General features: G+C 50.9%; 19 protein-coding genes and 1 pseudogene. 18 read left to right on the top strand and 2 right to left on the bottom strand.

Annotation, left to right across the window (positions count from 1 at the left end):
* Positions 1 to 46 precede the first annotated feature (46 nt).
* Positions 47 to 802, bottom strand: coding sequence for an AraC family transcriptional regulator (locus tag J2Z70_RS29640; protein ID WP_076085625.1), 756 nt, complete (start codon positions 800 to 802; stop codon positions 47 to 49).
* Positions 803 to 1,152: 350 nt separating this feature from the next.
* On the opposite strand from J2Z70_RS29640, the gene J2Z70_RS29635 reads away from it, so the two are divergent.
* The 18 genes and pseudogenes from J2Z70_RS29635 (at position 1,153) to J2Z70_RS29550 (ending at position 23,212) form a co-directional block, all read left to right on the top strand.
* On the top strand, positions 1,153 to 2,268 hold the full coding sequence (locus J2Z70_RS29635; protein ID WP_245368621.1) for a BMP family ABC transporter substrate-binding protein: 1,116 nt from the start codon (positions 1,153 to 1,155) through the stop codon (positions 2,266 to 2,268).
* Positions 2,269 to 2,308: 40 nt separating this feature from the next.
* Positions 2,309 to 3,871 carry an ABC transporter ATP-binding protein gene (locus J2Z70_RS29630; RefSeq protein ID WP_209878972.1) on the top strand — a complete coding sequence of 521 codons (1,563 nt, stop codon included), beginning with the start codon at positions 2,309 to 2,311 and terminating at the stop codon, positions 3,869 to 3,871.
* Positions 3,864 to 4,910, top strand: a complete 1,047-nt coding sequence (locus J2Z70_RS29625) for an ABC transporter permease (protein WP_209878970.1) — start codon at positions 3,864 to 3,866, stop codon at positions 4,908 to 4,910. The genes J2Z70_RS29630 and J2Z70_RS29625 overlap by 8 nt, the downstream gene beginning before the upstream one ends.
* Positions 4,907 to 5,845, top strand: a complete 939-nt coding sequence (locus J2Z70_RS29620) for an ABC transporter permease (RefSeq protein WP_209878968.1) — start codon at positions 4,907 to 4,909, stop codon at positions 5,843 to 5,845. Before J2Z70_RS29625 ends, J2Z70_RS29620 begins: the two co-directional genes overlap by 4 nt.
* A 171-nt stretch (positions 5,846 to 6,016) precedes the next feature.
* Complete coding sequence (locus J2Z70_RS29615; protein WP_076085637.1) at positions 6,017 to 6,973, top strand: nucleoside hydrolase; 957 nt, start codon at positions 6,017 to 6,019, stop codon at positions 6,971 to 6,973.
* A 3-nt stretch (positions 6,974 to 6,976) separates the two neighbouring features.
* The gene (locus J2Z70_RS29610; RefSeq protein ID WP_209878966.1) at positions 6,977 to 8,368 is read left to right on the top strand and encodes an ADP-ribosylglycohydrolase family protein; all 1,392 of its coding nucleotides are present in this window, start codon (positions 6,977 to 6,979) and stop codon (positions 8,366 to 8,368) included.
* A 307-nt stretch (positions 8,369 to 8,675) separates the two neighbouring features.
* Positions 8,676 to 8,818: pseudogene (locus J2Z70_RS29605) on the top strand (transposase); the annotation flags it as partial.
* 297 nt (positions 8,819 to 9,115) lie between these two features.
* Complete coding sequence (locus J2Z70_RS29600; RefSeq protein WP_209878964.1) at positions 9,116 to 10,288, top strand: hypothetical protein; 1,173 nt, start codon at positions 9,116 to 9,118, stop codon at positions 10,286 to 10,288.
* A gap of 116 nt (positions 10,289 to 10,404) precedes the next feature.
* Positions 10,405 to 11,472 (top strand): hypothetical protein, encoded by a 1,068-nt coding sequence (locus J2Z70_RS29595; protein WP_209878962.1) that lies wholly within the window; start codon positions 10,405 to 10,407, stop codon positions 11,470 to 11,472.
* Positions 11,473 to 11,681: 209 nt separating this feature from the next.
* Positions 11,682 to 13,229: a response regulator transcription factor gene (locus tag J2Z70_RS29590; protein ID WP_209878960.1), complete on the top strand. Its 1,548-nt coding sequence runs from the start codon at positions 11,682 to 11,684 to the stop codon at positions 13,227 to 13,229.
* A 163-nt stretch (positions 13,230 to 13,392) separates the two neighbouring features.
* Positions 13,393 to 15,216 carry a sensor histidine kinase gene (locus J2Z70_RS29585; protein ID WP_036731099.1) on the top strand — a complete coding sequence of 608 codons (1,824 nt, stop codon included), beginning with the start codon at positions 13,393 to 13,395 and terminating at the stop codon, positions 15,214 to 15,216.
* 3 nt (positions 15,217 to 15,219) lie between these two features.
* Complete coding sequence (locus J2Z70_RS29580; protein WP_209878958.1) at positions 15,220 to 16,767, top strand: response regulator; 1,548 nt, start codon at positions 15,220 to 15,222, stop codon at positions 16,765 to 16,767.
* Positions 16,768 to 16,879: 112 nt separating this feature from the next.
* On the top strand, positions 16,880 to 18,580 hold the full coding sequence (locus tag J2Z70_RS29575; RefSeq protein ID WP_209878956.1) for a type 2 periplasmic-binding domain-containing protein: 1,701 nt from the start codon (positions 16,880 to 16,882) through the stop codon (positions 18,578 to 18,580).
* 90 nt (positions 18,581 to 18,670) lie between these two features.
* Positions 18,671 to 19,645, top strand: coding sequence for an ABC transporter permease (locus J2Z70_RS29570; RefSeq protein ID WP_209878954.1), 975 nt, complete (start codon positions 18,671 to 18,673; stop codon positions 19,643 to 19,645).
* Entirely contained in the window at positions 19,645 to 20,607 is a 963-nt protein-coding gene (locus J2Z70_RS29565; RefSeq protein ID WP_209878952.1) for a carbohydrate ABC transporter permease, read from the top strand. Before J2Z70_RS29570 ends, J2Z70_RS29565 begins: the two co-directional genes overlap by 1 nt.
* A 305-nt stretch (positions 20,608 to 20,912) precedes the next feature.
* A complete protein-coding gene (locus J2Z70_RS29560) occupies positions 20,913 to 21,674 on the top strand; it encodes a methionine ABC transporter ATP-binding protein (RefSeq protein WP_209879013.1) in 762 nt (253 codons plus the stop codon).
* Positions 21,667 to 22,329, top strand: a complete 663-nt coding sequence (locus J2Z70_RS29555; RefSeq protein ID WP_036731110.1) for a methionine ABC transporter permease — start codon at positions 21,667 to 21,669, stop codon at positions 22,327 to 22,329. The genes J2Z70_RS29560 and J2Z70_RS29555 overlap by 8 nt, the downstream gene beginning before the upstream one ends.
* Before the next feature lie 55 nt (positions 22,330 to 22,384).
* Positions 22,385 to 23,212 (top strand): MetQ/NlpA family ABC transporter substrate-binding protein, encoded by an 828-nt coding sequence (locus tag J2Z70_RS29550; RefSeq protein WP_425355137.1) that lies wholly within the window; start codon positions 22,385 to 22,387, stop codon positions 23,210 to 23,212.
* A gap of 124 nt (positions 23,213 to 23,336) precedes the next feature.
* Here J2Z70_RS29550 and J2Z70_RS29545 read toward each other — a convergent pair whose 3' ends face one another.
* Complete coding sequence (locus J2Z70_RS29545) at positions 23,337 to 24,263, bottom strand: metallophosphoesterase family protein (protein ID WP_209878948.1); 927 nt, start codon at positions 24,261 to 24,263, stop codon at positions 23,337 to 23,339.
* Between the last annotated feature and the right edge of the window lie 16 nt (positions 24,264 to 24,279).

Raw genomic sequence — 24,279 nt, 5'->3', positions numbered from 1 at the left:
AGATTCGTGTACAAAAGCTACTTGTGACAGGGGAGGGGACTATTCCCTATATGACTCTGCTCTGAATGCGGAAGGTGCGCGGGGAGAGGCCGATCTCCCGTTTGAACATATTGCAGAACTGGGCGTCGTTGACGAATCCGGCTGCAGCCGAGACCTCGGAAATATGCATTTGGCTGTGCAGGAGGAGCGACTTGGCATAATCCAGGCGTTTTAGTAAAAGATAACGGTGGGGAGAGTGCATGAACCGCTCCTTGAACAAATGCCGGAAGCGGTCGTAGCTGTAGCCGGACATCTCTGCCAGCGAGGCCACCGAGAGCTTGTGGCGGTAATGCTCGTTCATATAATTGAGCACGTACTGCATCTGATCCTCCGCCGGGGAATGGAAATCGGAGGCGCTGAGCAGCCGCTGGAGATAGACGGTAATTTCACTCATCTGCAGATTCAGCAGCTCGCTGAACCCGTCGCGCTTGCGCTTGAACTCAGCGCTCATCCGCTGCAGGGTCTGTAGCACTGTGTGCTCTTTATCATCGTCAAACACACCGGACAGCGAATTGATCACCGGATTGCCGCAGTGGAAGCCGACGAACAGCACCTCCGGGCTGGGCTGATGATTCTCATCATGCTTGAAGCCAGCCGGAATGAGGGCGAAGGTAGAGGGCCGGAAGTGATAGCTGCGCTGGCCGATGCTGCAGGTGCCCTGACCGTGGATGTAATAGACAAGCTCGAAGCACTCATGCTGGTGCGGAGGGATATAGGTACCTGCTTCATGTTCTGCATTTACAATATATAGGACACGATCCATGATGAGCCTCCCTTGATCGTCATTTAGCCGAATCGTACAAAAACATGACCGAAAATATATAAATATTTATGTTTTCATTTGATATGATCTTATCAATAAAACCGAAGATTCTCAACTGGACTGGCCATCTTGTTCGGATATTTTACGGTTTTTTAGCGAAATGTAACATGAAATGTTTGGTTTTCAGAGTAAATTGCTTATTTTCAGAATTTCAACAGTCGCTTATTCATGCTGCCCGATTCGATGGGACCAACAAAACGTGTAATTGGGATTTTATGCTATTCAGCAGGGTGGATCTATTACAAATAGGGGTGTGAACTTAGAACATGAAAAAGAAAATGCTCACTTTAATGTTGCTGGCAGTTATGGTACTGGTCGCTGCGTGCGGAAACAACAAGTCCGGGAACGGGAATGGTGCGACAGCAACTCCGGGAACGAATGAGGAAGGCGGCGCGGCTGCGGGGGACAAGCTCAAGGTGGTGCTGCTGATTCCGGGGACGCTGGGAGATAAGTCGTTTTTTGATGCGGCGAACAATGGTCTGCAGAAGGTGAAAAGCGAGCTTGGCGCAGAAACGAAGGTCGTGGAAATGGGCGCTGACAAGACGAAATGGGAGCCGACTTTTAATGATATCGCTGCTGAGGATTGGGATGTTGTCATCTCCGGCGGCTCGGAAATTACAGAAATGTTCAATGCAACGGCAGAAGCAAATCCCGATAAAAAATTCATCAACTATGACACTGACATCGAGGAAGCACCTGCCAATATGTACAATATGTCTTACTCGACCAATGAGGTCTCCTTCCTGGCCGGAGCGGCTGCGGCGCTTGCAACCCAGTCCGATATGCCTAATGCCAACAAGGACAATGTGATCGGATTCCTGGGCGGAATGGACATTCCCGGCATCAATGCTTTCCTGGTTGGTTACATTCAGGGAGCGCAGTATGTTGATCCGGAAGTGAAGGTAGCCGTATCCTATGCCGGAGATTTCGTGAACCCTGCCAAGGGCAAGGAATTGTCGCTGATCCAGTACAACTCGGGCGTGGATATTATCTTCAACGTGGCGGGCGGTACGGGCCTTGGCATTTTCGATGCAGCGAAGGAAAAGAATAAATATGCCATCGGGGTCGATTCTGACCAGGCGATGCTGCTCAAGGATACCGATAGTGCGAAGGCGAACCTGATTGTTACTTCTGCAATTAAAAAAATTGATTCGGCTATCCTTGGTGCAGTGAAGAGACTGCAGGACGGCACGCTTGAAATGGGTAAACGCGATGTGCTTGGCTTCGTTGAAGACGGCGTGGGCATTGCTGAGAACGAGATCTACAAGGCGGCATTCCCGGCGGAATTGCAGACCAAGATTGAAGAAGTGAAGCAGAAGCTGATCAATAAGGAAATTAAGGTGGATAACGCAATGGGTATGGAGACTTCTGAAGTGGAAGCAATCCGTAATGCCGTTAAACCTTAAGGACATGAATAAAACTTTGGTTGAAAGGCGTTGATGACCCATGGCAAATGCTCTGCTGGAAATGCGGGGAATCACCAAAGTGTATCCGAACGGTGTGGTTGCCAACAAGGACGTTGAGTTCTCCCTGCGCGAAGGCGAGATCCATGCGATTGCGGGTGAGAACGGAGCCGGTAAATCGACTCTGATGAAAATTATGTTCGGAATGGAGAGCCCAAGCGAAGGCGGGCTCTACATCCGGGGAGAACAAGTGAAGCTGCAGTCCCCGCAGGACGCGATTGACCGCGGTATCGGGATGGTGCATCAGCATTTCATGCTGGTGCCTTCTTTTACGGTGGCGGAGAATATGGTGCTCGGTATGGAGCCGAAGAAGGGCGTTGGCTTCAATTATGCAGAGGCCGTACGCCTGACAGAGGCAACTGCACGTAAATATAATCTATCAGTGAATGCCAAGGCGAAGGTGGAGGACCTAAGTGTCGGCATGAAGCAGAAGGTGGAAATTCTGAAGGCGCTGGTGCGCGGGGCCAAGATTCTCATTCTCGATGAGCCAACGGCAGTGCTGACTCCGCAGGAGACGGAGGAGCTGTTCCATGAGCTGCAGCAGCTTAAGGAGCAGGGACACACGATTGTGTTCATCTCGCACAAGCTGAAGGAGGTCAAAGCTATCTGTGACCGGATTACCATCATGCGCGGCGGCCGGAGTGAAGGCGTCTTCGATACTAAGGAAGTAACAGAGCAGGAGATCTCGCGGCTGATGGTTGGACGGGATGTGGTGCTGAAGTATGACAAAAGCGATCTTCCCTACGGCAAGCCGGTGCTTGCGGTGGAAGGGCTGAGCGTCTCAGACGGCCAGGGAAAAGCGCTGCTCTCCGGGATCAGCTTCTCGGTCCGTGAAGGCCAGATTGTCGGCATCGCCGGCGTTGAAGGGAACGGACAGACGCAGCTGATCGAGGCGCTGACCGGCGGCCTGCGCGGGGTTGGAGGCAGCGGGTCGGTACAGGTGAAGGGGAAGGACATCCGTGAGCTGGATATTCTGGACATCCGCAACCTGGGAGTATCCTATATCCCTGAGGACCGGATGCGCCAGGGCTCTGCCGGAGAAGCCAGCATTGCCGACAATCTGATCTCCACGCGCTATCGTCAGAAGGATATGAATAAAGGGCCTTTCCTGCACGGATCAAGAATTGCTGCGCTGGCCTCTGCGCTGGTGGAGGAATTCAAGGTGCGCTGCTCCGGCCCGCAGCAGCCGATCGGCATGCTGTCCGGCGGTAACATGCAGAAGGTAGTCGTAGCCAGGGAATGTTCCACGAATCCGCAGCTGCTGATCGCCGAGCAGCCGACCCGGGGCGTTGATATCGGGGCTGCCCAGTTCATTCACCAGAAGCTGCTGGAGCTGCGCTCGGCGAACTGTGCCACGCTGCTGGTATCAGCGGATTTGAATGAAATTCTGGAGCTGAGCGACAGTCTTCTCGTGATGTATGAGGGCCAGATTGTTGCCTATTTCGATAATCCGTCAGCAGTCGGTGAGGAAGAGCTGGGGCTCTACATGCTGGGAATTAACCGGCAGGACAAAGAGCAGACCGGGAGGGCCGCATATCATGTTTAAAGTCAAATATTTCGAGGCGATCCGCACAGCGGCGGTCATCGTCATTGCACTTATTATCGCGTTCCTGATTATCTCGCTGGTCAGTGATCACCCGGTGAAGACGATCGGAATCTTCCTCTGGGAGCCATTGTCCACGAAGGGTCATATCGGCAATGTCATTGAGATGGCGATTCCGCTGATGTTCACTGGTCTTGCGGTCTCCCTGCTGTTCCGGGCCAATATGTTCAACCTGGGAGCGGAGGGGATCTTCTATTTCTCCGGTGTCGTGACTACTGCGCTGGCGATTCATCTCAGCCTGAACAGCTGGTTCCATCCGGTAGTGGCGATTCTTGCGGGCTCGATCGTAGGGGCACTGCTCTCAGCCATCCCCGGTATTCTTAAAGCGAAGTGGAATGCCAATGAGCTGGTAACCTCGCTGATGTTCAATAACATCCTGTTTGGGGTTGGGCTGTACCTGCTAAACTATTATCTGCGGGATGCCAAGGCCTTTGCCAATGTTTCTTTTAAATTCGAGAAAACGGCCCAGCTCAGCAAGCTGTTTGCAGGGACGCGGATTCACACCGGACTTATTATTGTGCTGGTGCTTATTGTGCTGGCCCACCTGTTCCTGTACCGGACCAAATGGGGCTATGAGCTGCGGATGACCGGGGTTAACCGCGACTTCGCCCGTTATTCAGGCATGAAGACGGCCAAGGTGATCATTCTGGTCCATCTGATCGCCGGGTTCATTGCCGGTATGGGCGGCTCGGTGGAAGTGCTCGGGATGTACAGCCGGTTTCAGTGGACCTCCTTGCCGGGCTACGGTATGGATGGTGCTCTGGTGGCCATGCTGGCCAAGAATAATCCGTTCTCCGTCATTGTCTCGGCGCTCTTCCTGGCCTATATCCGCATTGGCGCCGATATGATGTCGCGCCTCTCCGATGTGCCGTCCGAGATGATCTCGATCATTCAGGCTGTCATTATTCTGCTGATATCCGCTGAGCAGTTCCTTAAGTTCTGGAAGAACCGCATGCTGCTGAAGGAGGCGAAGGAAGCATGAACAGTCTGCTGAATGTCATTCTGACGACGGATTTTGCCTTCTCTGTCCTGCGTGTAACCACGCCGATTCTGTTCGCTGCACTGGGGGCGCTGATCTCGAACCGTGCCGGAATCATCAACATCGGGATGGAAGGGATCATGCTGGTCTCGGCGCTGGCCGGGGTTATTGTGAGCGCCTATACGCAGAGCGCCTGGGTGGGATTGCTTGGGGCGGTGCTGTCGGGAACGCTGATTGCGGGCATTCTGGCTTTTTTCACTTTAAAGTTCAAGACCCACATTATTCTCGGCGGGGTGGCGATCAATATGTTCGCCTCTGGTGGTACGGTATTCATTCTGTATCTGCTGAGCGGTGACAAAGGCTCTTCCACCTCCCTGGCGAGTAAAGTGCTGCCGAGTATTGATATTCCGCTCCTGCAGGATATTCCGGTGCTGGGCCCGATTCTGTCGGGGCACCACATTCTGACGTATTTCTCTATACTGTCGGTACTCGTAGTCTATTATCTGCTCAACCGTACACCGCTGGGGCTGCGTATCCGCTCTGTAGGCGAGAATCCGCATGCGGCCCAGTCGGTGGGTGTCAGTGTAGTCCGTATCCAGTATAGTGCGCTGTTGCTCAGCGGCTTCTTCGCCAGCCTGGGCGGAGCCTATATGTCGATGGGCTACCTGTCGCTGTTCACCCGCGATATGATCGCCGGCCGGGGCTGGATTGCCATCGCTGCTGAATCCATGGGCCGGAGCACCACCGTGGGCACAGCGCTGACCTCGCTGCTCTTCGGCGCAGCTGACGCGTTATCCAATGCCCTGCAGGTGCTGAAGATTCCGGCGGAGCTGATCGCTACGCTGCCTTATGTGGCAACGGTGATCGGTCTGATTATCTATGCGGTCTCGGAGACACGGAAGAAGAATAAGAAGCTGAAGGCTACTATTACGAAATAAACCAGGTAGATAAGACGCACGAAAGAAATTAACGAAAAGCAAAAAGAAGCGGTCTGGTGACAACAGCGGCCGGAAGTCCAAATGTTCACCGCAGTGACGACCAAGCTTGGAGTTCAACTCTTAAGTGCGTCTTATCTAGCCACTCACAACTAATACAAGGGAGTGACAACGATGCCAACACCTATCATTATTGACTGCGATCCGGGGCATGACGACGCGATTGCCATTCTGCTTGCGCTGGCACATCCGGGAGAGCTGGATATCCGGGGGATTACAACCGTTGGCGGAAACCAGATTTTGGATAAAATTACCGATAATGCCCTCAAGATTCTCAGCTTTGTAAATGCAGATATTCCGGTAGCCAAGGGCGCTGCGGCGCCGCTGCTGGGCAAGCTTGTTACCGGAGAGGAAGCCCACGGGGAGTCCGGCATGGATGGCCCGGCGCTGCCGGCGAGCAAGTTCAAGCCCGTAGAGCAGGGGGCAGTAGAATTCATGCTAGAGATTATCCGCGCCTCGGAAGAGAAGATCACTCTGGTGCCTACCGCCCCGCTGACGAATATCGCCCTGCTGATTACGGCGTACCCGGAAGTGAAGGAGCGGATCGAGAAGATCTCCCTGATGGGCGGCGGACTGGCTTACGGCAATGTGACCCGGACAGCGGAGTTCAATATTTATGTAGACCCGGAGGCGGCGCGGATCGTTTTCGAATCCGGCATTCCGATTGTCATGAGCGGATTGGATGTGACAGATAAAGCGGCGATCTTCGAAGAGGAGATTCAGGAGCTTAAGACGCGCGGTCCCGTGTCCGTCATGGTCGGTGAGCTGCTGGATTTCTATTCGATCTACGGGAAGAAAATGGGCTTTGTCGGCAATGCGCTGCATGACCCTTGCGCCATTGCCTGGCTGCTGCACCCGGAGCTGTTCGAATCCGAGCACCTGTATGTAACCGTAGAGACCGAAGGCAAGCTTACCCGCGGCATGACTGTGGCGGACCGCCGCAAGAAGCCGGACCAGCCTGCGAATACGGAGGTACTGCTTGGTGTAGACCGCGAAGCCTTCATCAAGCTGCTGTTCGATTCGTTGGAACGGTTAGACCGGCAGCTGGGGTCTCCGGCAGGAGAATCCTAGCGGATGGCGGGCTGGGAACGTCTGCAGGAGACGGTAAGGTTCGAGCTGCAGCAGCGGATCGAGGAAGGCTGCCAGCCGGGTAATTTGGCGGAGAAGCTGGATGCGGCCGGGAGCGATGAGGACAAGCTGATGGAGGTCTACCATGAGCTGATGGCACTTCCTGTATCCGCTGATTTCCCTTATAAGGAGCCTTCGGATCTGGCGGGGATCAGGCAGCTCCGTCCGGAAGGTCCGCGCAAGCTAGCGGTGGACTGGACGCCGGACCAGTGGCGAGACAGGTTCTACGGGGCCTGGCTCGGGCGGAGTGTAGGCTGCGCGCTGGGCAAGCCGCTGGAATATTGGGATTACTTGTACGGGAAGGATGGCCGGACCGGCTGGGAGAATATCGAGCTGTGGTTCCGCGGTGCGGATGCCTGGCCGATTACAGGTTATACTCCTGAGCATTCCACGGCAAGGGAGGAATATGGCCTCGGCTTAAGCGACTGGTCATTCACCAGCACGCGTGAGAAGATCAGCTACATGGAGAGCGATGATGATATCCGTTATACCGTGCTTGGCCTGATACTGCTGGAGCAAAAAGGGCTGAACTGGGACTCCTGGGATATCGGCAAGCTGTGGCACGGGCACCTGACCTACAGTCAGGTCTGCACGGCGGAAACGCAGAGCTATATGAACTTTGCTCAGGAGACCTCCCATCTGCACGGGGAGAAGCCGGCGGATTGGCCGCTGCGGCAGGAACGGGTACGGATGCATCTGAATCCGTACCGGGAATGGATTGGTGCGGCGATCCGTGCGGATGCCCTGGCTTATGGAGCGGCCGGACATCCCGAGCTGGCTGCGGAGCTGGGCTGGCGGGATGCGTCGTTCTCGCATGTGAAGAACGGAATCTATGGCGAGATGTTCAATGCAGCGATGATCTCAGCGGCGTTCGCAGGTCTCAGCAACCAAGAGATTGTGCAGATCGGCCTTAGTGAGATTCCGCAGACGAGCAGACTGGCTAAGGATGTGCTGCGGGGAGTTGAAATTGCACAGAAGGCAGGCAGTGAGCGTGAGCTGGTCAGCACCCTCTGGAACGAGTTCAGCCATTACGACCCGGTGCATACGAACAACAACGCTGCCATTGTAGCCGCCTCGCTGATCTACGGCGGCGATGATTTCGAGAAAGCGGTGGTTACCTCCGTATCGGCCGGAATGGATACCGACTGCAACGGGGCCACTGTCGGCTCCATTATGGGAGCGAAGCTGGGGGCTGCTAAGCTGCCGGTCCAATGGACCGCACCGCTGAACGATCTGCTGTATGCGGATCTGCCGGGCTTCCACCCGATCGCCATTTCTGAGGTTGCGGAGCGGAGCTATCAGGTGTTCCTGAAGCTGCGGGCGGAGCTTGTGAAATAAACTTCTATTTTATTGAATTCCCATATATGGAAATAAACGTTGTTTCAAATTAGGTGAGGTTTAATATAGGCTGCTTAATCCAACAAAAAACACTTCGCTCTACCACAATATTATTTAAGTTAACCAGCAGGTACAAAAAATTTTAAAAGCGGTGTCATCTAAAAGATGGCCCGCTTTTTTCTTATGGCTTTAGCCAGTTGAGCGCGTGAAACGCGGGAAAAAACACCCGCTATGCGGGTGGAGGGAACGAAGGTTAGACCACTAAGCCATTCCGGTAGAATTGAGATGTGCAGGCTCAAGCGAATGGATGTGCGAATATCATATCGTGTTCACCTCGAAGTATAGACGCGAAGAATTCTATAATCAAGTGAGGAAAGATCTAATCGAAATTTTCAGATATCTATGTAGTATAAGGGAGTCCAAATTCTAGAAGGTCACATAATGCCCGATCAAAAAGAAAATCTTCCCTCTGGAGCAGTCATTCAGACTCCGATCTCCATAGTGGAGGTATCTCTATACGATGAGAATTTATTTTGTAGTTTTTGTAAGTTTTGTGTAGTGGAAAAATGATTTTTTTGTGAAAATAAATCGTTTATTGAAGAAAACTTACATGGTTCATCTTAATGTGATCTTTTCCTTCTAAATTCAACAATTTGTGACATTGATTAAAATGAAGTTACTATATGAAAAAAAATCCATTTATGATATAACATTCTTGCAGTCAAATTTTAGTAAGGAGTGATTCTATTGTTCAAGAAAATTTTGAAGATTTCAGTAACGGCAGCTTTACTAGTATCTGTATCACCTGTTAATGCATTTGCAACTGAAAGAGTTTCAAATGAATTCGATTACTACAGATCAGATGTTATTAATCAAGAATTGTTACAAAAGGGTTATTCTGCTTTAGACTATGCACGGTCTTCACTACCGAAAACAATTGATAACATTACTAGTCAACATATTAAAGAGCTTCAAAATGCAGAAATAGTTATTATGAACTTTGATGAACAAGGAGCATTATCTACTGCAGAAAGTTCTGAAAGTGGTGAGGCAACTAAACGTTTTGTTAAAGAGATACGAGAAAATGTGATCGATGAACAAGAGCTACAGATTGAATCAGAGGGGGCTGCTGGAAATAAGGGAATCGTCGGAGAAACCTCGCTGGCAACCAGCTCTAATATTTCAATTCAATCTGTACTACCCAATTCTCCTTCAGCTCCACCTGGAGCAGACACCGGCGCTTTTCATAGATTAAAAACTCCAGCGAGTAATAGTACATTAAATTACTCTGGTGCAGTAGCTGATGATGTGAGGTTGCCGGGATTTGCTGTAGCTAACACTGACGGTGAGGCTGGATATTTGTATACTGGAATTGACCAAGGCGAAGTAGGAATAGGAGAAGTTGGATTTGGCACGTACAGTGGATCAGGAGGCCAGGGATGGTTCCCGCTTTTTCATGCTAGAGCTACCCATACAGTAACCACTCAACCAGGGTCAGTAGGTAATAATGCAGAGTATTATTATGATTATGCTAAAAATTATGGGACTGGGAATGTAACTATTACTGGCTATAAAGTTTATTATAAAACTACTGATAGCATTTTAACTGTTACTTATCAAATAGGCTATAATACGATTTATGTTGTTAAGTTTAATGGATATAACTCAGCGAATAAATCTGTAAAACGAGTCACTGCCATTGCTATGCCAAGTGGTACCTCGGGAAAGTTTAAAAATGGTTATTCCTCGTATGCTAACTGGGGAAACTATAGATTTTTAACACAAAATGGATCTGATATAGCCTATCCTGGTAATGTAAGCGGTTTGGTAGAACATGTATGGAACCATGGTGGTGTAATAGATTACATTAAAACTATTATAAACAATGATGATAGGGATGAGCAGTATAGAATATATTAATCGCAGATAAATATTTGTAATTACGTTGCAGAAAATATTTACTTTTCTGCAACTTTTTCTTTATTGTAGCGTCATATGAATAAGGATTTAAAATTGTATAACGGGAGGGTTATTTTGTGATAAAAAAAATTATTGTTATTTCTACTATGACTCTTGGGTTAATGGTATCTGCCGATCAGTCTTATGCCAGTTCATCTCAGCAACAGCCAAGTAATGACCAAACAGATGTATTATATGTTAAAGAAGATGTAGTAACACTTGTTGACCATGTTAATAATAAAGCTGATATCGTTAATTTAAAGACAAACACAACTACCACGATTTCGTCCGATGTAAATCCTATCTTGGATGTAAAGGTTTTGAACAATCCTCAAAAAATAGTGCTGCTTAAAAAAGGAAAGGGAACTAAAATTTCAAAGTTGGTATTCTCATTTGATGGGAAAGTTACCAGCAAAACCGAGATAGCTCTTAAAAATGCGGGCGATAAAATTAAATGGGTAGCTCCCACAGGCAAAGTAAACGAACGAATAATGGTTCAGTCTAATAATACCTTTAACCTTTATCAATACCCATGGACTAAACCAAGTGTTAGTTACAACGCCAAGATAAGTGATAAAGGATATGAAAGTGTATCCGTCATGGATTGGGAATTCGATGGATATCCTAATTTAGCTATTAAGTACCGTGCACAGGGAGTCATGAGTGATGAGTATTTTTTAAAAATGGTTAATCTTTACTCGAAGAATGAAACATTACTTAAGGATTTCAATACCGATTTTTCAATTAATTCCAATAGTAATTACGTTACTGCATTCTCTTCTTATACCTATCAGGCTGTACCAGGGAATGTAACACGTCCCTCAGCTAAGGATGTGCAAAAGGTATTCCGGTTAATCGATAAAACAACTAGAAAAGAAACTGCTTCCATAAAACAAACTTTTAAAGAAGAGGGGGACATTTCTGGGTGGATCACCGAATCCATTAACGGTCAAGTCTTCGTAGGAAATTTATTGGAACAGAGTTGGTCATTGTTTTCTCAAGAAGGGTCTATTATATTAAAGCAACAAGATTGGCCTAAAGATGGTGCTGCGAAATTTTTGTACTATAACACAAATTCGCAAACAGCCTACTTTCTAGATTATTCATCTGGTAAGATCTCAGTAATTGCGAATAAAATCAAGTAATGCGACATTCGAAAATACTTTAAAGGACAGGGAAGACCACAGCCATACTAGTATGGCTGTGGTCTTCCCTGTTTGTGCTGAACCAGTAATGCTAGGTATGGGTCAGATAGCCGCTTAACTTAACATTCACAGGATTAAACTTGTATGTTAGCATTACATGTAATTCTATTACTTACCAAATTTAGATTATTGAGAGGGGAGCGGAGCTCATGCTGAAAGTCATGATTGTGGACGATGAACCCTGGGTTCTGGAAGGACTCCGGACGATGGTGAACTGGGAGAAAGCCGGATTCGAGGTATGCGCTGAAGCGCTTAGTGCCGGGGAGGCCCTGCGGCTGATCCGGGAGCACAGGCCGGATCTGCTGCTGACGGATATCAATCTTCCGGTGATGAGCGGCTTGGAGCTGATTGCGGCGGTGAAGGAAACGGTAGACCCGCCGCCCCGGTTCGTGATCCTGAGCGGATATGACGATTTCAACTATGCCCGGACTGCGCTGCGCCACAAGGTAGACGGCTACCTGCTGAAGCCGGTGGATGATGAGGAGATCGAGGAACTGCTCGGGAAGATCCGAGCTATTATCCATTATGAAACCGCTTCCAGACTAGAGGAACGGAAGAAGCATAATATTCTGGTGCATAATCTGATCAGCCGTTGTGTCCAGGGGGATTGGAGTCAGGAGCTGGAACACGCCGCCTACGGTCTGCTGGGGCTTCAGCCTGATACAGAGCTGCAATGCATTCTTGCTGCTGCCATTTCAGGTTCAGGTACGGTGAGCCTGAATGAAGGGGATACCGAAGGCTTCCCGGATCACCTGGGCTATGTGTTCCAGGACCCGGCCGGAAGGGCCGGGCTTCTGATTCGCTCAGCCGGACTATCCACGGAAGCGCTGGAGGCAGCAGCTGCTCAGGTGCAGAAGGTGCAGTCAGCGAAGCTGGGGGTACCGGTGGCTGTAATGATCAGCGGCCGGGGGAACGGTCTGCGCGCCATCCAGGAGCTGTACACCCAGACGCTTGAGGTGTGGGGGCTCAAGTACCGGAAGGAGCGGGGCGGGATTTTCTACTACAACGACCTGCGTACGGCCCGCTTGACTTCCGAATTCACTGACGGGCATTTTACGCGTGTGCTGGATGAGGTGAAGGAAGGCGTGCATGAAAGAATTCGGGCTGCTGCCAGGGAAGCCTTCGCAGCCATGACCGCCAAGAGGGTGAGTATTGACGCTGCACAGGCTGAGGTAGCCCATCTGGAGATGACCTTATGCCGGAGTATTGCTGAGATGCAGGGAGACCCCGACCAGATTATGTGTGCGATGCACAAGGAGTACGGCAACATGGGCGGGCTCAGGGACTATTACAAGCTCAGCCTGTATGTGGACCGGCTCTGCCTGGAGACCGCAGCGTACCTCACCGAGCTGCGGGCCCATAACGAGGGGAACACCATCTATAATGTTATTCAATATGTAGATCTGGAATTCCGCAGCAAGCTGCAGCTCCAGGATCTCGCCAGGCAGTTCCACATGAATTCTGCCTATCTGGGCCAGTTGTTCCGCAAGGAGACAGGGCGCAGCTTCAGCGATTATCTGAATGAGAAGCGGATCGAAGCGGCCAAAAGCCTGCTCAAGCGCACCCAGCTCAAGATATCGGATATCGCGGTGCAGGTGGGCTTTTCCAATACCGATTATTTCATCGACAAGTTCAAGAATAAGGTGGGTTCATCACCTTCGGTGTACAAGAATGCCCACAACAATAAACAGCTCTAAAATAACCCCACAAAGTGGGGCTATGGCTTCGAAGGTTACTCAGGTACTTTGCGGGGACCCCGAAATCTAAAGTAACCCCACAAAGTGAGGCGTTGGCTTCGAAGGTTACTCAGATACTTTGCGGGGACCCCGAAATCTTAAGAAAGCCGGGTGTGTGTGAGGGATGGCGACAAAACGGTTTAAATTCGGCACCATCGTCAATGATATTCCGCTAAGCTACAAGTTCTATCTCATCTACATTGTGGGTGTGCTCCTGCCGATCATGGTGCTGAATCTGGTATTCCTGGAGCGGATTACAGATCTCATCAAATCGAGGGAGCAGCAGAATCTGGAGATTTCCATGGAGCGGGCGCGGAAGGACATTCATGATTTTATTGAAGGGGGAGTCTCTGTCGGCTACACGCTGGCTGCGGATAAGAATCTGTACGAGATGCTGGACCGGACTTATACGGACTCTATCGAATTCTACAGTATGTTCAACGAACAATTGAGAGACCGGATGAACAGCTATATGCCTGTCAATAACCAGCTGGAACGAATCAGTATATTCACGAACAACCAGACGGTTGTATCCGGGGGGAATTATCAGGTAATGAACGATAAAGTATGGTTCAGTGACTGGTACCGGCAGGCCAAGAAGGCCACTACCCAGGTCTATGTTGCTGCTTACCGGATCATGGAGAACAAGAATCTGGCTTCATCCACCCCGACGCTCAGCATTATTGAGACCATGGACAATTACCGAAATCTGAACAACTATGAGAAGGTGCTGCGGATCGATCTGGACCTTAGTGAGATCTATGACATTATCGTCCGGGAACGGGATTACCTGAGCCTCTATCTGATCAATGGGGAGAACAAGATCGTGATGTCAGCGGACAGCGGCTATCAGCATATTACGGATGATCCCTATCCGGTATTCGATCAGTGGGGGGACAGCCAGGACGAGAGCGAGGGGGTTCGGGTAATGGCTGTAGGGACGGCTAATTATCTCAAAGGGTGGCGGATTGTCGGAATTACGCAGGGGGAGCGGATCTCCCAGGCGGTTCTCGATATCCGGCTGTACGCAGCGGGCCTAGCCACCACGCTTACTCTTTTGACCAGCATATTCATATATATCATGCTGCGCTCCTACAACTACCGGGTGAAACGCCTGTCCCGGCATATGCAGAAGGTGACGAACGAGAAGTTCGAGCTGATCGCCATCGATGAGGGCCGGGATGAGATTGGCGGGCTAATCCACAATTTTAACCGGATGACCTCCAGAATCCACTCCCTGATCAACGATGTGTACAAGCTGGAGATCCAGAGCAAGAACCTGGAGATGGAGCGCGTCAGGGCGGAGCTGAATTTCCTGCAGAGCCAGATGAACCCCCACTTCCTGTTCAACACGCTGAATGCGATACTGGTGGTCTGCACCAAGAACAAATATAACGATGTCACCGATATTATAAAAAGCTTGTCGAAGCTGCTGCGCAGACTATTGAGCTGGAAGGAGGATCTGGTGCCGGTGCGCGAGGAGATCGCATTTATCGACATGTATCTGAGGATTGAGAAATTCAGGTTCAGGGATAAATTCGATTATACCTTTGAGATCGATGAGCAGTCCCTGGATTATAAAATACCTAAGCTGAGTATGCAGCCGCTGGTCGAGAATTCCTGCAAGCATGGCCTGCAGACGATTGAGGGGCTGGGCGTAATCAAAGTGGCTGCGGTCGTGCTGGATAACAGGCTGCAGATTACAGTATCCGACAATGGTAAGGGCATGGAGCCGGAGAAGCTGAAGGAGCTGATGTTCGCGGTCCGCAAGGAGGATTACTCGGGCACCCACATCGGGATTCGCAATGTATACCGCAGACTGGAGCTGAATTACGCAGATCAGGTGCGCTTCGAGATATCCAGTACGCCGGATCAGGGAACCGTAGTGACCTTTGGCATTCCCCTGAAGCTGCTTGAGAAGAATTATTCCCTGGAAAGAGAGGTATAGACGATGAAATACAAAGTGCTATTAATCGATGACGAGCCTAGCGCTCTTGAAGGTATGGAGATGTGGATCGACTGGCAGGAGCTGGGCTTCGAGCTCTGCGGAACCTGCGGCAACGGCCGGGAGGGGCTGCAGATGATGAAGCAGCTTCAGCCGGATCTGGTCATTACCGACATCCATATGCCGCTGATGAATGGTCTGGAGATGATCGGGGAGTGGCGGCAGGAGGGGACGGATTCGACGAAGTTCGTCATTCTGAGCGGCTACAGTGAGTTTGAATACGCCCGTAAGGCAATCAGCTACGGAATCAATCATTATCTGCTGAAGCCGGTTTTCCCGGAGGAGGCTACCGAGGAGCTGCGGGAGATCCGCCTGGAGCTGGAGCAGGAGGCGAACCGCAGAAGAATCCATGAGACCGCTTCCGGGGAAGAGGCGGCAACCTTAATCAAGGGGCTGTTATATGGCAAAAAGGGAGAACCCGAGCTTATGGAATGGCTGGAGACTCTGCCCGGCTTCAAGGAAAGCAATTCCTGGAACATCTGCCTGATCCGGACAGTCCCGGAGCTGTATTCAGAGGTGAGGAACCGCACAGTCTCCCTGCTGACCGGATATAAAGCATTGGTAACGATCGATCTGGAGGCGGGATTGCTCGGGATCGTGTACGGGATGACGGAAGGCAGCGGGGACGCTGCCGGAATAGCTGAAGTGCTGGTTACCCTGCTGCGCGAGTACGGGGGAGAGAATATCCACATCGCTCTGGGAACCCCCGAAGACTCCTTAGAGTCCATAGAGGGCAGTTATGGCCGGGCCAAAGAGACTCTTTTACATTTCTTTTACGAGCCGGAGCAGGCAGGGGTGCTGGCTTACAGCGAGGTGCAGGACAAGCCCTTCAGTTATCACTATGACCATATCGGGCTGATGGATGCTCTGCTGGACTGCGTGAATCTCCTGGACACGGATGGCTACCGCGAGGCACTGGAGGCAGCGGCCCGCAGCTTCCGGGAACAGCAGGTGGCGCCGGAGGTGGTGCGCAAATTCGTAATCCACCTCATGTACCGGATATTCGCACTCGCACCCGGGGCAGAAGCCGCAGGCGAGGAGGGCGGAGTGGCCTCGGGTGTTGAGGTATCAGAGGTTCAGCAGGCGATGACCCCGCTGAGCGGGCTGCTCAGCCGCTTATTGTCCTACGGCGGGAAGGCCATAGATCTGCTGGTGCAAGAGCAGAATTATAAGTCGCATGGGATTGTCCGGGAGATCAACCAGTACATCGGGGAGCATTATCAGGAGAGCCTGAGCATTCAGAAGCTGGCCGAGATCTTCTTCCTGCATCCGGTATACCTGGGGCAATTATTGATTAAGAAGAACGGGATGACCTTCAATGAGCAGCTGCATCATCTCCGGATTCAGGCTGCGGCTGAGCTCCTGCGCGGGAGCAGGCTGAAGCTCTCAGAGATTGCCGAACGTGTCGGTTATGCCAATTACGGACAGTTTCTGAAGCGGTTCGAGAAGGAGCTGCACATGGGCCCGAATGAGTACCGGCATGCCAAGTTCTAAAATTTTCGGGGGTACACCTTTAGTTCGGTCGTATTTTAGCGGATAGTTCACCTCTATAATTTACTTGTGTAAGTGCTTACAAATTAAAGACAAACACTATGGAGGTGCTTTAATGGGGGGCAAGTCGAAAATGACGTTTAAGTATTCCCTGGTTGCGCTATTAACCCTTAGCTTCGCACTGTCAGGCTGCGGCGGGGGCAACGACAAGAATGCTGCTACAACTGACAAAGCAAAGGCGACTACAGCGGCGGATTCTGCTTCAGCTAACACGGGAGGAAAGATTGAACCATTCAAGGTTAGCGCATTTATCGGAGTAGCCGGGCAACAGCCGACACCGGACAACAAGATCTACAAGAAGATCAAAGAGGAGACCGGTGCCAGCTTCGATATGGAATTCCTGGCAGGTGACATTAATCAGAAGCTGGGCGTTATGATTGCCGGCCAGGATTATCCGGACCTTATGACCGGGAGCACCAAGCTTACAGCAGCAGGGGCATATATCCCGCTTGAAGACCTGATCGAAGAGCATGCGCCGAATTTGAAAGCGCATTATGCAGAATATTGGAACATGATGAAGGACCCGAATGACGGACATATTTATATTTTGCCTAACTACGGTGTATATAACGGTAAGGTCAACAGCTCATGGTATTCAGGACCGGCCTTCTGGATTCAAAAAGCAGTGCTTAAGGAATTCAACTATCCGAAGGTTAAGACACTGGATCAGTACTTTGACCTGATTGAGCAATATAAAGCAAAGTATCCCAAAATCGACGGAAGCCCGACCATCGGGTTCGAAATTCTGAACTATGACTGGAAAAACTGGGGTCTGTTCAACGCACCTCAGCATCTGATCGGACATCCGAATGATGGCGGCGTAGTCGTGAAGGACGGCGTGGCCGAGGTATTTGCCAATAAGGATTATGCCAAGAAGTACTATCAGAAGCTGAATGAGATGAACGAGAAGGGCATTATCGACAAAGAAACCTTTGTGCAGAACTACGACCAGTATATGGCAAAGCTGTCCAGCGGAACCGTTCTGGGGATGTTCGACCAGCACTGGAACTTCAACGCTGCTGAGGATTCACTGACGACTCAGAATAAAATTGAACGCACTTATGTAGGTCTTCCGCTGGTATACGATGAGTCGACCAAAGACCACTACCGCGATCTTGCGGTGCTCAATCTTAACAATGGCTTCGGCATCAGCATTAATGCCAAAGATCCGGTGAAGATTATCAAGCTGCTCGACACCCTGATGGATGAGAAGTGGCAGAAGCTGTTCTCCTGGGGTGTAGAAGGCGAGGATTATATTGTTGAGAACGGCAGATTCATGAGAACCCAGAAGCAGCGTGATGATGCAGCCGATGCAACCTGGCAGCTGGCCAACAAGGCCAAATCATTGTTCGAATATCTGCCTAAGACCGAAGGAAGCTACAGCGACGGCAACTCCACGGATGCCGCTGCACAGCCGGAAGAGTATAAAGCAGGCCTGAAGCCGTACGATAAGGAAGTTCTGGATGCCTATGGCTTCAATTCCTACGTGGACTTCTTCAGCGATCCGCCGCCAAACCCTGTCTATTATCCTGCCTGGTCCATCGACCTGATTGAAGGCTCGGATGCCAAAATCGCCAGTACCAAGCTAAATGAGCTGCAGACCAAGTTCCTGCCGAAAGCCATTCTTGCCAAGCCGGCTGAATTCGATTCCGTATGGACCGACTATACGGAACAGATCGAGAAAGCCAATGTAAAGGCTTACGAAGACAAGATCAATGAGCAGATTAAGTGGAGAATTGAGAACTGGAGTAAATAACGTAAGGTCTGGTACCGGGTTTTAGAAGGTGGAAGGCCGTCAACCGGCCTTCCGCCTTACATTAATTTGATGGAGTAGGAGACAACGAATATGGATGAGACCTTAGAAATAGATACTGGCGTCCGGCGTCCGAAGAAGAACAAGAAGAAAAAGCAGCCGATTACCTGGCGCGTGATTAAGAATCAACAACAGCTGATCTGGATGTCCGTGCCTTTAATGCTCTACATTATCCTTTTTGCCTACGTTCCTGTGTGGGGCTGGACCATGGCGTTCCAGAACTACAGACCGGCCAAGTCCTTCGGCGAGCAGGAATGGGTGGGACTGAAGCAGTTCAAGTTTTTGTTCACCGATGATAATTTCATTCGTGTCCTGCGCAATACGCTGGCTATGGGGGTTATCAATCTGATCCTCGGCTTCGTCACAGCCATCGTGCTGGCGTTGCTGCTTAACGAGATTAAGAAAGTATTCTGGAAAAGAACCGTGCAGACGATCTCTTATCTGCCCCATTTCCTATCGTGGATTATCGTTACCGGTATTGTGGCGACCTCGCTGTCCATCAATGACGGGATCGTAAATATCGTTCTGATGAAGCTGCATCTGATTAAAGAGCCGATTTTGTGGCTCAGTGAAGGCAAGTATTTCTGGGGAATTGTAGGGGCTTCACATGTGTGGAAGGAAGTGGGCTGGAATACCATTATTTATCTGGCAGCCATCGCTTCCATTGACCCTGCCCTGTATGAGGCTGCAGAGATTGACGGTGCGAACCGTTACAAGAAAATGATGCACGTAACCCTGCCTGGCATCAAGGCAACCATTGTTATTCTGATGATTATGTCCATAGGACATGTGCTGGAAGCAGGCTTTGAAGTGCAGTACCTGCTCGGCAACGGACTGGTTGTAGACTGGGCCGAAACGATAGACATTTTCGTGCTTAAATACGGACTTGCACAAGGGAATTATTCACTCGCAACCGCTGGCGGGATTTTCAAAACGGTGGTCAGCGTGACATTGCTGCTTATGGCTAACGGGATTTCCAAGCGGCTTGGGGAAGAGAGGTTGTTATAATGGCGGATAACCGGCAGATTAGCCCTGGGCATAAAGCAGGCTTTACGGCGAAAAGAAACTTAGGCACCGGCAGACTTGAACCGTTTTTGTTCACTTCCTTCAATACGGTCTTCATGGTCTGTCTGGTGGTTGTGACTTTATATCCATTTATCAATACGATTGCTGTTTCATTTAATGAAGGGAATGATACGATCCGCGGCGGCATTTATTTATGGCCCCGGCATTGGACCGTGCAGAATTACAAGGCGATCTTTGCCACCGGAACGATTTTTGATGCTTTCCTGATTTCTGTGGCACGTACAGTGATTTCTACATTGCTTAATATTTTTCTGACTACCATGCTGGCGTATACCTTAAGCCGCAGGGAGTACGTATTCCGTAAGTTTATTACTGTAGTATTCGTGCTGACGATGTATTTCAGCGCAGGTCTGATCCCGAACTACTTCCTGATTAAGGACCTGGGCCTGCTGAACAGCTTCTGGGTCTATGTTATTCCATCGATGATCAGCGCGTTCAACATGATCGTCATCCGCACTTACATCGGGACTATACCGGAGAGTCTGATGGAATCGGCCAGAATCGACGGCGCCGGAGATTTCAAAATCTTCATGCGGGTCGTCTTCCCGCTCTGTAAGCCGGTACTCGCGACCATTGCGCTGTTCGTGGCGGTCGGAGCCTGGAATGCCTGGTTCGATGCTTTCATCTACACCTCCTCCAAGCAGCATCTGAGTACACTGCAGTATGAGCTGATGAAGCTGCTGTCTTCAACGATGAACTCTAACGGTAACCCTACCGTTACCAACGGGGTGGGGATGGATCAGAATTCAGCACGGGCGATGGTCACGCCGATTTCGATCCGGGCAGCTATCACAGTGGTCGCCTCCGTACCTATACTGCTGGTGTATCCGTTCATGCAGAAGTATTTCGTAGTGGGTCTTAATGTCGGCAGTGTGAAAGAATAAGCGTTCAGAGCGAATAGACTGATGTATGCAAAATAGCAAAACGGGTGCAGTCCTACCAGGGACTGCACCCGTTTTTGTGCTACTATCCTGCTTCCCTTGAATAATCCCATAGAGCGGCGAGCATCCTTATAATGCTCTGCTCTTCCAAGGGCTTAGCAATCATTTTGAAAAAAATGATGACACAGCGGAAGAAATACCTTATTATTTAAAGAGATTTTTAATGAAACAGATTTTAAATAATTATAGTACAATAAGTCCTAAGGTTCAGGGAACATGTCCAGGCAGTCTGTAGGGGAGGGCTTCATATTCTTTCGCTGAGTCAGGTTAGCAAGAGCTTCACTCTGAAGGACGGCCCTTATACGGCTGTCGATCAGGTATCACTTGAAGTACAGGCGGGTGCCATTCACGGTATTATTGGCGCCAGCGGGGCGGGGAAGTCCACGCTCCTGCGGCTGATCAATCTGCTGGAGCGGCCCGATGCAGGAACGGTTACGGTTGACGGGCAGCGGCTTACGGAGCTGCCGGACAAGGAGCTGCGCCGGCAGCGGCAGAGAATCGGTATGATCTTTCAGCATTTTAACCTGATCGGCAATGCCACTGTCAGCCGGAATGTGGCGATCTCCCTGGAGCTTGCCGGAGTGCCGCGTGCAGGGCGGATGAAGCGGGTGGAGGAATGTCTGCAATTCGTAGGCCTTGCAGACAAAGCCGGGCAATATCCGGCCCAGCTCAGCGGCGGACAGCGCCAGCGGGTAGCGATTGCCCGCGCACTGGCGAACAATCCGAAGCTGCTGCTGTGCGATGAACCGACCTCTGCGCTGGATCCGGGCACCACGGCGGACATTCTGGAGGTGCTGCGCCATATTAATGCTTCCCTGGGCGTAACGATTGTAATCGTTACACATGAACTGGATGTCGTGCGGAGCATCTGTTCTGAGGTATCCGTCATGGAGGGCGGACGAATCGTAGATTCCTTCTCCCGTGGCGAGGGCGGCTTCCTCCCGCCGGGAACTCATTCAGGCTCTTTCCGGGAGAGAATCACCGGCAGAACGGGGGCATCCGATGTTTGAGAGTATGCTGAAATACCAGGATCAGATGTGGCAGTCTATCGGCGAGACCTTTGTCATGGTCGGCATTGCCATAGGCGCTGCGCTGCTGGTGGGTCTTCCGCTGGGGACACTGCTGTATTTTTGCCGCAAAGGCCAGTTGTATGAGAATAGAGGGCTGTCTCTGGTGCTGAACAGCATCGTCAATGTCATCCGTTCGTTTCCGTTCCTGCTGCTGGTGGTGGCGCTGATTCCGTTCACGCGGCTGGTCGTAGGTACGTCGATTGGCACACTGGCGGCCACGGTGCCGCTGTCCATCGTTGCCATTGCTTATTACTCACGGCTGGTAGAGCAATCACTGCTGGAGGTTCCGCGGGGAACGATTGAAGCGGCATTGTCGATGGGAGCATCCAAGCTGGGAATCATCTTCAAATTTCTGTATGTAGAGGCCCGTTCAGGGCTGGTGCTGGGACTCACGGCGTCTACGATCAGCTTCATTTCTTTTTCAACCGTAATGGGGGTTGTCGGCGGCGGCGGGGTGGGTGATTTCGCCATCCGTTACGGGTATCAGCGCTTCGAGACTGAGGTGATGATCTACGCCATTCTCGTGATGATTGTGCTGGTGCAGCTCATCCAGTTCACGGGAAGCACGATAGCCAGACTGCTGGACAAACGCTAGAATACTATACAATAATGGGGGCTTGAGAGATATCATGAAGAGAACAGGAAGAAGAATGACCACCACGTTTGCACTGGTACTGCTTGTATTGACGCTTGCACTTGCAGGCTGCGGCAACAGCAAAGAAGCGGAAGAGATACCGGCGGCAACCAGCACCGGACCTGTGAAGATCAAAGTAGCCTCGCTGATTCCGCCAATGACGGATATCCTCGACATCGTGAAGCCGATTCTGAAGGAAGAAGGCGTAGATATGGAGGTTGTCGTGCTGTCTGATAATGTGCAGCCGAACGAAGCACTGGCGAATAAAGAGGTGGATGCGAACTTCTTCCAGCATGTCCCGTACATGGAACAGTTCAATGCCAGCAAAGGGGCAAAGCTGGTGCCGGTTCAGCCTGTATATGATGCCATCTACGGCGGGTACTCCAAACGCTTCAAGAATATTGCTGATCTGCCCGAGGGAGCAACGCTCGTGATGGCGAATGATCCTTCCAATATTGGACGCTCCCTGCAAATGTTCGCAGATGCCGGGTTGATCACGCTGAAGGATGGGGTAGGAATTCAGGCTACCCAAGCTGACATTACTGCCAATCCGAAGAACTATAAGTTCGAGGAGGTCGATCTGCTGATGCTGGCCCGGATGCTGGATGATGCGGATCTGGTAGCGATGACGCCGGCCTATGCCAGCCCGCTGGGCCTGACTCCGAAGAAGGATGCGCTGATCACCGAGCGTGAAGATTCCGCCTTCACCATCACCCTCGTTGCCCGTGAGGACAACAAGGATTCCGAAGCCATCCAGAAGCTGGCGAAGGCGATCAGCGGCCCGGAAGTGAAGAAGTTCCTGGAGGATAATTACGCGGACATCGCGCTGCCTGCTTTTAAATAGAAGATACGCGGGTTACATCCTATACCGAAGTAAACGAAAGACGGCCTTCTCTTGGGAGAGAGGGCCGTCTTTTGTTGCGCAGGAAGCACATTGCTCCTGCTTGATACATCAATGATTCCCTAATTTACCGTAGAGCGTTAACGGGATACGCCACCTCATATTGCGCCGCTTCAATCCAGGTTCCGGTAGTAAAATCCCGTCCCCGTACAAGCACTTTATCAGCATAGACTTCTATATAATAGCCCTGGCTGCCGCTCTTGTGTTCATCTGCATCCGTCCAGAGGTAGGCCACCGAAGCAGCATTGAACATTGTAGCCGTCTGCCCGTTGCCGGGAAACATCGTGTTGCTGACCTCCAGCTCCCAGTGGGTATGTCCGGTGAACAGCAAGGTCTGCGGGTGCCGCGACAGAATAGTACGCAGCTCCTGATCCTGTGTTACCCCGTACCATTCCTGAGATTCCAGTGAACCGGCTACCGTATCCTTCAGCGGCTGGTGCAGGAAGAGGAAGACGGGCTGATCCGGCAGGTGAGTCTGTTCCAGGTCCTTCTGCAGTTGCCCGTTAGACTTGGCTTTGTCCGGTGCGTGTTCACCAAGCTTGCGGTCCAGCCACTGCAGCTGTTCAGCGGATAGACTGCAGAACGTAGGCAGCCCTTCCTCTGTGCCGAGAAAGATGAAATGATACCCGCCGATCCAGTGATCATGATAAGGACCTGGCATCCCCATACGGGAAGTATACATCGCAAGGCGGGATTCCCAATGCCCGAGGCCGACATCATGGTTGCCCAAGGTGTAATGAAGCTGCGGCAAGGACGCCTGATGCAGCTCAAGAATACGCTGGACCTCCTCATACTCCTCCGGGAAGCCATTGTTTGTTATATCTCCAATGTGCATGATTCCGCTGCTGCCTTGAGTATGTCCCGCTATATCCTCAAGCGCCCGTCCGAAGTTCTGATTGTACTCATGCTCGGGATCGGCCGTGACATGGGTGTCTGTAATAATCTGGAACGTCAGCAGCGGTTCAGTAACGCCCGGTGTGGAAGATGAATTCATAGCAAGCGAAGCCTCC

Origin of the sequence: Paenibacillus silagei (assembly GCF_017874735.1) — a bacterium.
GTDB lineage: Bacteria > Bacillota > Bacilli > Paenibacillales > Paenibacillaceae > Paenibacillus_AQ > Paenibacillus_AQ silagei.
Note: the sequence above shows the minus strand (reverse complement) of the source record. Positions and strands in the feature narration are given on the sequence as shown.

What these genes read in the sequence shown, in the direction of transcription:
- J2Z70_RS29640 (WP_076085625.1), bottom strand. Translation starts at nt 802, where the DNA reads ATGGATCGTGTCCTATATATTGTAAATGCAGAACATGAAGCAGGTACC.
- J2Z70_RS29635 (WP_245368621.1), top strand. Translation starts at nt 1,153, where the DNA reads ATGTTGCTGGCAGTTATGGTACTGGTCGCTGCGTGCGGAAACAACAAG.
- J2Z70_RS29630 (WP_209878972.1), top strand. Translation starts at nt 2,309, where the DNA reads ATGGCAAATGCTCTGCTGGAAATGCGGGGAATCACCAAAGTGTATCCG.
- J2Z70_RS29625 (WP_209878970.1), top strand. Translation starts at nt 3,864, where the DNA reads ATGTTTAAAGTCAAATATTTCGAGGCGATCCGCACAGCGGCGGTCATC.
- J2Z70_RS29620 (WP_209878968.1), top strand. Translation starts at nt 4,907, where the DNA reads ATGAACAGTCTGCTGAATGTCATTCTGACGACGGATTTTGCCTTCTCT.
- J2Z70_RS29615 (WP_076085637.1), top strand. Translation starts at nt 6,017, where the DNA reads ATGCCAACACCTATCATTATTGACTGCGATCCGGGGCATGACGACGCG.
- J2Z70_RS29610 (WP_209878966.1), top strand. Translation starts at nt 6,977, where the DNA reads ATGGCGGGCTGGGAACGTCTGCAGGAGACGGTAAGGTTCGAGCTGCAG.
- J2Z70_RS29590 (WP_209878960.1), top strand. Translation starts at nt 11,682, where the DNA reads ATGCTGAAAGTCATGATTGTGGACGATGAACCCTGGGTTCTGGAAGGA.
- J2Z70_RS29585 (WP_036731099.1), top strand. Translation starts at nt 13,393, where the DNA reads ATGGCGACAAAACGGTTTAAATTCGGCACCATCGTCAATGATATTCCG.
- J2Z70_RS29580 (WP_209878958.1), top strand. Translation starts at nt 15,220, where the DNA reads ATGAAATACAAAGTGCTATTAATCGATGACGAGCCTAGCGCTCTTGAA.
- J2Z70_RS29575 (WP_209878956.1), top strand. Translation starts at nt 16,880, where the DNA reads ATGGGGGGCAAGTCGAAAATGACGTTTAAGTATTCCCTGGTTGCGCTA.
- J2Z70_RS29570 (WP_209878954.1), top strand. Translation starts at nt 18,671, where the DNA reads ATGGATGAGACCTTAGAAATAGATACTGGCGTCCGGCGTCCGAAGAAG.
- J2Z70_RS29565 (WP_209878952.1), top strand. Translation starts at nt 19,645, where the DNA reads ATGGCGGATAACCGGCAGATTAGCCCTGGGCATAAAGCAGGCTTTACG.
- J2Z70_RS29555 (WP_036731110.1), top strand. Translation starts at nt 21,667, where the DNA reads ATGTTTGAGAGTATGCTGAAATACCAGGATCAGATGTGGCAGTCTATC.
- J2Z70_RS29550 (WP_425355137.1), top strand. Translation starts at nt 22,385, where the DNA reads ATGACCACCACGTTTGCACTGGTACTGCTTGTATTGACGCTTGCACTT.
- J2Z70_RS29545 (WP_209878948.1), bottom strand. Translation starts at nt 24,263, where the DNA reads ATGAATTCATCTTCCACACCGGGCGTTACTGAACCGCTGCTGACGTTC.